The sequence below is a fragment of the Noviherbaspirillum denitrificans genome, from assembly GCF_002211445.1.
Lineage (GTDB): Bacteria > Pseudomonadota > Gammaproteobacteria > Burkholderiales > Burkholderiaceae_D > Noviherbaspirillum > Noviherbaspirillum denitrificans.
Genome location: NZ_LSTO01000001.1, coordinates 1,845,784 through 1,857,212 on the forward strand (window position 1 = coordinate 1,845,784; position 11,429 = coordinate 1,857,212).

The following is an 11,429-nucleotide window of genomic DNA, read 5'->3' on the forward strand; positions in this document are numbered from 1 at the left end:
AAGGATCCATGCATGAGGGACAAGAAAGGACTTGTGCTGTGCGTCGATGACGAGCCGAACATCCTGCGCTCGCTGCACTGGATGCTGCACAAGGAATTCGACGTGATGACCGCGCCCGACGGGCTGAGCGCACTGGACATGCTGCGCAAGCATGACTTCGACGTCATCGTCAGCGACCAGCGCATGCCCGGCATGATGGGATCGGAATTCCTGCGCGAAGCCTGCAGGATCGCGCCACGTGCGATGCGCATCCTGCTCACCGGTTACTCCGACCTGCAGGCCATCCTGCGCTCGGTCAACGAAGGCGAAATCTTCCGCTTCGTCAACAAGCCGTGGTCGAACGAAGAGCTGACACGGACCGTTGCGGAAGCCGCGGTGATCGCGAAAGCCAATCCCGAGCCGGCGCCCTCCCCTACCGAGGAAGCGGCAGGCAGCGGAACCATCCTGCTGATCGACGACGACAAGGAAATGATCGAACTGGTCCGGCAGGCGGTATCGCCGGAAGCGGAATTCCGGCATGCCAGCACGCTGTCAGAGGCCGTGACCATCCTCAGCGCGCAGCCTGTGGGCGTGGTGATGAGCGATACGCGTGTCGGGCGCATGGATACGACGCCGCTCGTCAAGCTGCTCAAGCAGCGCCGCCCGGAGATCGTGTCGATCATGTTCACTGCCGACAGCGATGTCGACACCATCATCAAGCTGATCAACCAGGGGCAGATCTACCGCTTCATCCCGAAGCCGGTGAAGCCGGGTTTCCTTAAGCTGATGCTTGCTTCCGCGGTGAACAAACATCAGGAACTCAAGCGCAGTCCCAGCGCCGTGCAACGCCATGCGGTCGAAAAAGCACCGGAAGGATTGCAGGAAAAACTGGAGCAGGACCTCCGGATCGAGGAAACGCGCACCGCGCAACCGGCTGTTCACGCGCGTGATACGGACGACCACTCATTCATGCACCGGATCGGCATCGGCTTCAAGCGGATTTTCGGAACCGCCTGAGCGCGCGTCAAAAGAAATCGCCCCAAAAAAATGGGGGCCGCCTTCTGCAGGCGGCCCCCATTGTTCTTTGCAGCGAAGGATTACTTCTTGCGTGCAGGCGGAAGGTCGGTGCAAACGCCTTCGAAGGCTTCCGCCGCCATCCCGATCGACTCGCCCAGCGTCGGGTGCGGGTGGATGGTCTTGCCGATATCCACTGCGTCCGCGCCCATTTCGATTGCCAGCGCGATTTCACCGATCATGTCGCCCGCATGGGTGCCGACGATGCCGCCGCCGACGATGCGATGCGTTTCGGCATCGAACAGCAGCTTGGTGAAGCCCTCGTCGCGGCCGTTCGCCGTCGCGCGGCCGCTCGCCGCCCACGGGAACAGGCCCTTCTCGAGCTTGACGCCTTTGGCCTTGGCTTCATCTTCCGTCATGCCGACCCATGCCACTTCCGGATCGGTGTAGGCTACCGACGGAATCACGCGAGCATCGAAGAAGGACTTCTGGCCGGCGGCCGCTTCGGCGGCCACATGCGCCTCATGCACTGCCTTGTGCGCCAGCATCGGCTGGCCGACGATGTCGCCGATGGCGAAGATGTGCGGCACGTTGGTGCGCATCTGCGCATCGACATTGATGAAGCCGCGGTCGGTGACAGCCACGCCAGCCTTGTCGGCGGCGATCTTCTTGCCGTTCGGGCTGCGGCCGACGGCCACCAGCACCATGTCGTACAGCTGCGGTTCCGGCGACGCGACGGACGGATCCGCGCTCTCGAAGGTGACCTTGATACCTTCCTTCAGTGCCTCGACACCGACCGTCTTGGTCTTGGTCATGATCTTGTCGAAGCGCTTCTCGTTGAACTTCTGCCAGACCTTGACGAGGTCGCGGTCCGCGCCCTGCATCAGACCGTCCATCATTTCAACGACATCGATGCGTGCGCCCAACGTGGAATACACCGTCGCCATTTCGAGGCCGATGATGCCGCCGCCGATGACCAGCATCTTCTTCGGCACCTGGCGCAGTTCCAGCGCGCCGGTGGAATCGACGATGCGCGGATCTTCCGGCACGAAGGGCAGCTTCACGACGGCAGAGCCGGCAGCGATGATCGCCTGCTTGAACTGCACCGTCTTCTTGCTGCCGTCGGCTGCAGTGACTTCCATGTGGTTCGGGCTGACGAACTGGCCTACGCCCTGCACCACGTTCACCTTCCGCGACTTGGCCATGCCGGCCAGGCCGGTGGTCATCTTCTTGATGACCTTTTCCTTGTACCCGCGCAGCTTGTCGATATCGATCTCGGGCTTGCCGAAGGTGACGCCATGCGCGGCCATCGCCGCAGTTTCATCGATGACGGCAGCGACGTGCAGCAGCGCCTTCGACGGGATGCAACCGACGTTCAGGCACACGCCGCCGAGGGTCGAATACTTTTCCACGAGCACGGTGCTCATGCCGAGGTCGGCGGAGCGGAATGCCGCCGAATAGCCACCGGGGCCAGCACCGAGTACAAGCATGTCGCACTCGACATCGACCTTGCCGCCGTAGCTGCCCGCGACAGGTGCGGGTGCCGGGGCTGCTGCCGCAGGAGCAGGCGCGGCGGCTGCAGGTGCCGGCGCCGGAGCGGGTGCCAATGCGGCTGCGCCGGCGGATGCTTCCACGAGGAGCAGCAGCGAGCCTTCGGAAACCTTGTCGCCCATCTTGACCTTGAGTTCCTTGACGACGCCGGCGTGGCTCGACGGAATCTCCATGCTGGCCTTGTCGGATTCGACCGTGACCAGGGACTGGTCGACGGCGATGGTGTCGCCCGGCTTGACCAGCAATTCAATGACTTCGACTTCCTTGAAATCGCCGATATCGGGAACCTTGACTTCCACAATGCTCATAGCGTTTGCTCCATTCTCTCCCGCCACCTGATCGGGCGGGAATTTATTAATCTTTCATCGGAAAACTGAAAATCCGAAACGGACCCGATGTGCTCTTGTCGAATTCCTCGCCTGCACGCACGCCGATCTCAGCAATCTCCCTCGCCGACAGCTTGCTGTCGTACACCGCATACATCGCCCCGAGCGCAAAATTGCGCCCGCTGCCGATGCCCCAGAAGCGTTCAAAGCTGAACACCTCGCGGTAGGAATACACACCGAAGATGCCGGCAGGATTGGCGATCAGCGCAGTGATCTGCGAAGATTCGTACGGGTCGTCTTCGTCTTCCTTGGTGTTCAGGAAATACTTGTCCTTCAGTATTTCGTGCACCCTGGAAAACGTCTCGAACACTTCATCGCGCGTGCCCAGCCTGCACTCCTCGCCCATCCCGGTCAGCAGCTTGCGCATGACCGGAAAATGCGCGGCGGTGCCGGCAAGCGTCACATAAGAATCGCCAACGGGAAAAACCTTCTCGTTGAGTTCGTATGCGTGCGAGAGCCGGGTATCGCCGAAAGTGACGAGCGAATCCGACGCGATAGCGACTTCGTTGTTCTTCTTGACGACGACGCAGGTAGTCATTGTTGATCTCCGTAAATGGGAAAGCCGGCACTAGGGGCCGCGGGAAAAGGGAGGGATTCTCTCATTTTCCCGGAGTGATGGCGCCCGCTTCCCGTTCGCAGAATCACAGCAACGTCTTGCGCATGTCGCCCAGCACATCGGCCAGGTAGGATGCGAAGCGCGCGCCCATCGCGCCGTCGACCACGCGGTGGTCGTAGGACAGCGACAGCGGCAGGATCAGGCGCGGCTGGAACTGCTTGCCGTCCCACACCGGCTTGATCGCGGACTTCGACAGGCCGAGGATCGCGACTTCAGGCGCATTGACGATCGGCGTGAACGCCGTGCCGCCGATACCGCCGAGCGACGAAATCGTAAAGGTCGCGCCCTGCATGTCGGCCGGCTTCAGCTTACCGTCGCGCGCCGCTGCCGACAGGTCGCCCATTTCCTTGGCGATTTCCGAAATGCTCTTCTTGTCGGCGTTCTTAACCACCGGCACCACCAGGCCTTGCGGCGTGTCCGCTGCGAAGCCGATGTTGTAGTACTTCTTGAGAATCAGGTTCTCGCCCTTCTCATCCAGCGAGGAATTGAAGGCCGGGAACTTCTTCAGCGCCGAGACGCTGGCCTTGATCACGAACGCCAGCATGGTGAGCTTGACGCCGGACTTGGCAAGTGCGTTGTTGGAATCCTTGCGGAATTCTTCCAACTCGGTGATGTCCGCGTCTTCGAACTGCGTGACGTGCGGGATCATGACCCAGTTGCGGTGCAGGTTCGGGCCGCTGATCTTCTTGATGCGCGGCAGCGGCTGCAGCTCGGTTTCTCCGAACTTGGAGAAGTCGAGCGACGGCCACGGCAGCAGGTCGAGGCCCGCGCCGCTGCCACCCTTGGCCGCGGCGGCGGCCGGTGCTGCAGCAGCGCCGGCCATGACTGACTTCACGAAGCCCTGGATGTCGGTGTGCAGGATGCGGCCCTTCGGACCGGAACCGGTGACACGGCCGAGGTCAACACCCAGTTCGCGCGCGAACTTGCGCACGGACGGGGACGCGTGGGCCTTGGTATTGGCCGGCGTAGCAGGTTCAAGCGCAGCGGTCGGCGCAGCCTTCGCTGCGGGCGCGGGTGCGGACGCAGTGGCTGCCGCAGGAGCGCTTGCCGCCGCGGCAGCGGGTGCGGGCGCTGCCGCGCCGCCTTGCGTTTCCAACTTGACGACCAGCGAGCCCTTCGACACCTTGTCGCCGACCTTCACCAGGATTTCCTTGACGACGCCGGCGTGGCTGGACGGGATCTCCATGCTGGCCTTGTCGGACTCGACGGTAATCAGCGACTGCTCGACCTTGACCGTATCACCCGGTTTGACCATCAGTTCGATGACTTCCACATCCTTGAAATCGCCGATGTCGGGAACCTGCACGTCAATTATGGACGGACCTGCAGCGGGTGCCGGTGCGGCGGCGGCAGGTGCGGGTGCTGCCGCGGCGGGAGCCGGTGCAGCAGCGGCGGGCGCGGCGGATGCGCCGGCGCCTGCTTCGATCAACAGGACGAGGGTGCCTTCCGACACCTTGTCGCCGACCTTGACCTTGATTTCCTTGACGACGCCTGCATGGCTGGAGGGGATCTCCATGCTGGCCTTGTCGGATTCGACGGTGATCAGCGACTGGTCGACAGCAATCGTGTCGCCCGGCTTGACCATCAGTTCAATGACTTCCACTTCCTTGAAATCGCCGATATCCGGGACTTTGACTTCCGTTAAGCTCATAGCTTTAGCTCCGTTTCTTGTTCTCTCGCGGACCAGCTCCTTCCCCCAGCTTGAGGGGAAGGAGCCGGCCGGCGGGGTTGGTTTTCTTGATTACACAGTCACCGGATTCGGCTTGTTCGGATCGATGCCGTACTTGGCAATCGCCTGTGCAACCACCGATGCTTCGATCGTGCCGTCTTCCGCAAGTGCCTTCAGTGCCGCTACCGTCACGTAGTAGCGATTGACTTCGAAGAACTCGCGCAGCTTCGCGCGGCTGTCGGAACGACCGAAACCGTCGGTGCCGAGCACCTTGTAGTTGCGGCCCTTCGGAATGAAGGCGCGGATCTGTTCGGCAAACAGGCGCATGTAGTCGCTGGTCGCAACGACCGGACCAGTCGTGCCTTGCAGCAGCTTGGTCACGTGCGGCACGCGCGGCGCTTCGGTCGGATGCACGAGGTTCCAGCGGTCCGCATCCTGGCCGTCGCGGGCCAGCAGGGTGAAGGACGGCGCGGACCAGATGTCGGCGGCGATGCCCCAATCGTCCTTGAGCAATTCCGCCGCTGCGATCGCTTCGCGCAGGATGGTGCCGGAGCCCATCAGCTGGACGCGCTTCTTCGACTTCTTGTCGCCTTCCTGCAGCAGGTACATGCCCTTCAGCAGGTCTTGCTCGGTGCCCGGCTTCAGGCCCGGATGCGCGTAGTTCTCGTTCATCAGGGTGATGTAGTAGAACACGTCTTCCTGCTTCTCGACCATGCGCTTCAGGCCGTCGTGGATGATCACGGCGACTTCGTGGGCGAACGTCGGGTCGTACGGAACGCAGTTCGGAATCGTGGCTGCCATCAGGTGGCTGTGGCCGTCTTCGTGCTGCAGGCCTTCGCCGTTCAGCGTCGTGCGTCCTGCCGTGCCGCCGAGCAGGAAGCCGCGGGCGCGCATGTCGCCTGCTGCCCATGCGAGGTCACCCACGCGCTGGAGACCGAACATCGAGTAATAGATGTAGAACGGAATCATCACGCGGTTGTTCGTCGAGTACGATGTCGCCGCGGCGATCCACGAGCTCATGCCGCCCGCTTCGTTGATGCCTTCCTGCAGGATCTGGCCGGCCTTGTCTTCGCGGTAGTACATCACCTGGTCCTTGTCGACCGGCTCGTACAACTGGCCCTGCTGGTTGAAGATGCCGATCTGGCGGAACAAGCCTTCCATACCGAAGGTACGTGCTTCGTCCACGAGGATCGGCACGACGCGCTTGCCGAGGCTCTGGTCGCGCAACAGTGCGGTGATGATGCGGACGTAAGCCTGGGTCGTCGAAATCTCGCGGCCTTCCGGAGTCGCGTCGAGCACTGCCTGGAATGCGGAGATGTCCGGCACGGTCAGGGTTTCATCAGCCTTCGGGCGGCGTTGCGGCAGGTAACCGCCGAGAGCCTTGCGGCGCTCGTGCAGGTACTTCATTTCCGGAGAATCGTCGGAGGGCTTGAAGAACGGGATTTCGGCAAGCTTGTCGTCCGGAATCGGGATATTGAAGCGGTCGCGCATTTCGCGCACGGCTGCATCGTCCAGCTTCTTCGTCTGGTGGGCGGTGTTGCGCGCCTCGCCGGACTTGCCCATGCCGAAGCCCTTGATGGTCTTGACCAGCAGCACGGTCGGCTGGCCCTTGTGTTCCTGGGCGTTCTTGAATGCAGCGTAAATCTTGTGCGGATCGTGGCCGCCGCGGTTGAGGCGCCAGATGTCGTCGTCGGACATCTTGGAAACCAGTTCCAGCAGCTTCGGATGCTTGCCGAAGAAGTGCTTGCGCACGTAGGCGCCGTCCTTGGCCTTGTAGTTCTGGTATTCGCCGTCGCAGGTTTCCATCATCACGCGCTGCAGGATGCCTTCCTTGTCGCGTGCCAGCAGTTCATCCCAGTAGCTGCCCCAGATGACCTTGACCACGTTCCAGCCGGCGCCGCGGAAGTCGGCTTCCAGTTCCTGGATGATCTTGCCGTTGCCGCGCACCGGGCCGTCCAGGCGCTGCAGGTTGCAGTTGACGACGATGACGAGGTTGTCCAGCTTTTCGCGGCCGGCCATGCCGATCGCGCCCATGGATTCCGGTTCGTCCATTTCGCCGTCGCCGCAGAAGGCCCAGACCTTGCGGTTGTCGGTTTTGGCGATGCCGCGCGCATGCAGGTACTTCAGGAAGCGGGCCTGGTAGATCGCCATCAGCGGGCCGAGGCCCATGGACACCGTCGGGAACTGCCAGAACTCCGGCATCAGCTTCGGGTGCGGGTAGGAAGACAGGCCCTTGCCGTCGACTTCGCGGCGGAAATTCAGGAGCTGGTCTTCGGACAGGCGGCCTTCGAGGAAGGCGCGTGCATAAATGCCGGGAGAGGAGTGACCCTGGATGTACAGCAGGTCGCCGCCATGCTCTTCGGTCGGTGCGTGCCAGAAGTGGTTGAAGCCGATGCCCAGCATGTTGGCCAGCGAGGCAAACGAGGAAATGTGGCCGCCAAGGTCGCCGTCGGCGCGGTTGGTCTTCACGACCATCGCCATCGCGTTCCAGCGCATCCAGGAGCGCAGGCGCTCTTCGTATTCGAGATTGCCGGGGCAGTGTTCGCCGAGGTGGGCGGGGATGGTGTTGACGTAGGCGGTATTGGCGGAGAACGGGATGTGGGCACCGCGGCGGCGAGCCAGGTCGACCATGCGCTCCATGAGGTAATGCGCGCGTTCGGGGCCTTCGGTATCAATCACGGCTTCGAGCGCGTCTAGCCACTCTTGCGTTTCCATTACATCGGGATCATTGGCGGCTTGCGCCAACACTTGGTCGAGCTGGGCGGACATTGATGTGTCTCCTAGGTTAAGTGCCGGTTCCGTCCGGGTGGCGGACGAGTGAATTTTTTGACAAGAAACAACTGGGATGGTGCGCGGTGAAAAGATTCTAACAGCACTTTTTCAACTTTTCAAATTGCGAGATCACTTTTCATAATGTGGAATACATGCGGCGACGCACCAATTCGTTTGGCGCTTCCTTACGTCCTGACAAACCCCGCCGACTTATAATCTTGTTTTAATCTGTACTCACGCTATCTACAACCATGCCCGCACAACTCATCGACGGAAACCTCCTCTCCCAACAACTCCGCGCGGACGTCGCCAAGCGCGCCGCCGCCCTGACCGCCAAGGGCAAGCAGCCCGGCTTGGCCGTGATTCTGGTCGGCGACAACGCGGCATCGCAGGTCTATGTCCGCAACAAGGTCAAGGCATGCGAAGACAACGGCATCCACTCGGTCATGGAGAAGTACGACGCGGACATGACGGAAGAAGCGCTGCTGGCCCGTATCGATGCGCTCAACAAGGACCCGAAAATCAATGGCATCCTGGTGCAACTTCCATTGCCGGCGCATATCAATTCCCACAAGGTGATTGAAGCGATTGCAGCGGACAAGGACGTGGACGGCTTCCACGTCAGCAACGCCGGCCTGCTGATGACCGGCCAACCGCTGTTCCGTCCCTGCACACCTTACGGGGTGATGAAGATGCTGGAATCCATCGACTATCCGGTGCGCGGCGCCAATGCAGTTGTCGTCGGCGCGTCCAACATCGTCGGCAAGCCGCAAGCCATGCTGCTCTTGCAGGCGGGTGCCACCGTCACCATTTGCAATTCGAAGACGCGGGACCTCGGCCATCACACGCGGCAGGCCGACATTCTCGTGGTCGCGACCGGCAAGCGTAATATCGTCACTGCGGACATGGTCAAGCCCGGCGCGGTCGTAATCGATGTCGGCATGAATCGCGACGATAACGGCAAGTTGTGCGGCGATGTCGATTTCGCCAATGCCAAGGAAGTCGCTGGCTACATCACCCCGGTACCGGGTGGCGTGGGCCCGATGACGATTACGATGCTGCTTGTTAACACTATTGAGGCCGCAGAAAGAACCTGAACCCGATGACTTCCGCCCAGAATCCCCTGCTCGATTTTTCCGACCTGCCCCGTTTTGCGGATATCAAACCGGAGCATGTGACTCCGGCCGTATCCGCGCTGCTTGATGAAAACCGCGCTGTCGTCATGCGCCTTGAAGCGCCGATGGATAGCGTCACGTGGGACAACTTCGTTGAACCGCTTGAAAACGCGACCGAAAAGTTGGGCCGGGCATGGGGGGTCGTCGGTCATTTGAATTCTGTCGTCGATACGCCGGAGCTGCGCGCCGCCTACAACGAGAACCTGCCGAAGGTGACCGAGTTCTGGACCTCGCTGGGACAGAACCTCGCGCTGTTCGACAAGTACAAGGCGCTCAAGTCGGGCAGCGAATACGCGTCTCTGTCGCCGGCACGCAAGAAGATCATCGAGAATGCCCTGCGCGACTTCCGCCTGGGCGGCGCCGAACTGCCCGACGACAAGAAGCCGCGCTTCGCCGAGATCCAGGAGAAACAGGCCGCGCTGTCGACGAAGTTTTCGGAAAACGTGCTCGACGCCACCAACGACTACGGCCTGTTTGTCGAGAACGAAGCCGACCTGGCCGGCGTGCCCGAAGACGTGAAGCATGCGGCGCGCTCCGCCGCGGAAAAGGACGGCAAGCCCGGATACAAGTTCACGCTGCACTTCCCCTCCTACTTCCCGATCCTGCAATACGCGGACAAGCGCGAACTGCGCGAGCAGATTTACCGTGCCAACGCGACCAAGGCTTCCGAGCTGGGCGCGAAGCCTGAATGGGACAACACGCAGAACATCGTCGACATCCTGAAGCTGCGCGATGAAGAGGCCAAGCTGCTCGGCTTCCCGAATTTCGCCGAAGTCTCCCTCGTGCCCAAGATGGCCGAGACGCCGCAGCAGGTGATTTCCTTCCTCGCAGACCTCGCCAAACGTGCGCGTCCGTTCGCCGAGAACGACCTCGCCGAACTGCGCGCCTTCGCAAAGAAGGAACTCGGCCTCGATACCCTCGAAGCGTGGGATGTCACCTATGCGTCGGAAAAACTGCGCCAGCAACGCTACGCGTTCTCGGAGCAGGAAGTGAAACAATACTTCCCGGAGCACAAGGTCGTCGAAGGCCTGTTCCGCGTGATCCAGACACTGTTCGCAGTTGACGTGAAGCCGGATACCGCGCCGACCTGGCACAAGGACGTGAAGTTCTTCCGCATCGAAAAGAACGGCCAGCTGGTCGGCCAGTTCTACCTCGACCTCTACGCCCGCCACGGCAAGCGCGGCGGCGCGTGGATGGACGATGCGCGCGGTCGCCGCAAGCATGGTGCGTCATTGCAGACGCCGGTCGCTTACCTGACCTGCAACTTCACCGAACCCGCCGTAATCGATGGCAAGGCGAAGCCGGCATTGTTCACGCACGATGAAGTGATCACGCTGTTCCACGAATTCGGCCACGGCCTGCACCACATGCTGACGCAGGTGGACGAGCTTGGCGTATCGGGCATCGCCGGCGTTGAATGGGACGCGGTCGAACTGCCGTCGCAGTTCATGGAAAACTTCTGCTGGGAATGGGATGTGCTGCAGCACATGACGGCGCATGTCGATACCGGCGCTTCGTTGCCACGTGAACTGTTCGACAAGATGATCGCCGCGAAGAACTTCCAGTCCGGCCTGCAGACACTGCGCCAGGTGGAGTTCGCGCTGTTCGACATGCACCTGCACTTCGACCACGATCCCTATGCCGGCAAGTCGGTGCAGGACGTGCTCAACGAAGTGCGCCACCAGGTTGCGGTCATGATCCCGCCGGCCTTCAACCGCTTCCAGAATTCCTTCGGCCACATCTTCGCAGGCGGTTATGCTGCGGGTTACTATAGCTACAAATGGGCTGAAGTCCTGTCCGCCGACGCCTATAGCGCCTTCGAGGAGGCCGCTGCAGCAAGCGGAAACGTGCTTTCTGCGGAAATCGGCCAGAAATTCCAGCGCGAAGTGCTCGCCATGGGCGGTTCGCGTCCTGCGCTGGAATCCTTCAAGGCCTTCCGCGGACGTGAACCGAGCATCGATGCGTTGCTGCGGCACAACGGGATGACGGCCTGATCATCAGGGAAAAACCATGAAACGCATACTGCAATCCTGCACCATCCTCATGCTGATGTGCGTCGGCTCTGCATATGGCCAGCTGTACAAGTGGGTCGGTCCGGACGGCAAGGTGACGTACAGCGACGCCCCGCCGCCGTCCACCGCGACCCGTGTTGAAACCAAAGCGGTGAGCATCGGCGGCGTAAGCACCGCCGATCTTCCCTATGAAGTGGCCGAGGCGGTCAAAGCCCACCCGGTGACGCTGTACACCACCAAGGATTGCCAGCCCCG

At 61.5% G+C, this 11,429-nt stretch carries 8 protein-coding genes; 4 read left to right on the top strand and 4 right to left on the bottom strand.

Annotated features, from left to right (window positions below):
• The coding region (locus AYR66_RS09150) for a response regulator (protein ID WP_206047113.1) at nt 1-996 on the top strand (996 nt) is incomplete at its 5' end.
• 80 nt (nt 997-1,076) lie between these two features.
• On the opposite strand, the gene lpdA is transcribed toward AYR66_RS09150, so the two are convergent.
• The 4 genes from lpdA to aceE all read right to left on the bottom strand — a co-directional run bounded on the left by lpdA (nt 1,077) and on the right by aceE (nt 7,984).
• On the bottom strand, nt 1,077-2,852 hold the full coding sequence (lpdA, locus tag AYR66_RS09155) for a dihydrolipoyl dehydrogenase (protein ID WP_088707241.1): 1,776 nt from the start codon (nt 2,850-2,852) through the stop codon (nt 1,077-1,079).
• A gap of 46 nt (nt 2,853-2,898) precedes the next feature.
• Nucleotides 2,899-3,468: an Ntn hydrolase family protein gene (locus tag AYR66_RS09160; RefSeq protein WP_088707242.1), complete on the bottom strand. Its 570-nt coding sequence runs from the start codon at nt 3,466-3,468 to the stop codon at nt 2,899-2,901.
• 103 nt (nt 3,469-3,571) lie between these two features.
• Nucleotides 3,572-5,197 (bottom strand): dihydrolipoyllysine-residue acetyltransferase, encoded by a 1,626-nt coding sequence (gene aceF, locus AYR66_RS09165; protein ID WP_088707243.1) that lies wholly within the window; start codon nt 5,195-5,197, stop codon nt 3,572-3,574.
• Between the two features lie 90 nt (nt 5,198-5,287).
• Entirely contained in the window at nt 5,288-7,984 is a 2,697-nt protein-coding gene (gene aceE / locus AYR66_RS09170; protein ID WP_088707244.1) for a pyruvate dehydrogenase (acetyl-transferring), homodimeric type, read from the bottom strand.
• Between the two features lie 254 nt (nt 7,985-8,238).
• Between aceE and folD the strand changes: the two genes are divergently transcribed.
• The 3 genes from folD to AYR66_RS28820 all read left to right on the top strand — a co-directional run.
• Nucleotides 8,239-9,084, top strand: a complete 846-nt coding sequence (folD, locus tag AYR66_RS09175) for a bifunctional methylenetetrahydrofolate dehydrogenase/methenyltetrahydrofolate cyclohydrolase FolD (RefSeq protein ID WP_088707245.1) — start codon at nt 8,239-8,241, stop codon at nt 9,082-9,084.
• A gap of 5 nt (nt 9,085-9,089) precedes the next feature.
• A complete protein-coding gene (locus tag AYR66_RS09180) occupies nt 9,090-11,156 on the top strand; it encodes a M3 family metallopeptidase (RefSeq protein WP_088707246.1) in 2,067 nt (688 codons plus the stop codon).
• A gap of 16 nt (nt 11,157-11,172) precedes the next feature.
• The coding region (locus AYR66_RS28820) for a DUF4124 domain-containing protein (protein WP_206047114.1) at nt 11,173-11,429 on the top strand (257 nt) is incomplete at its 3' end.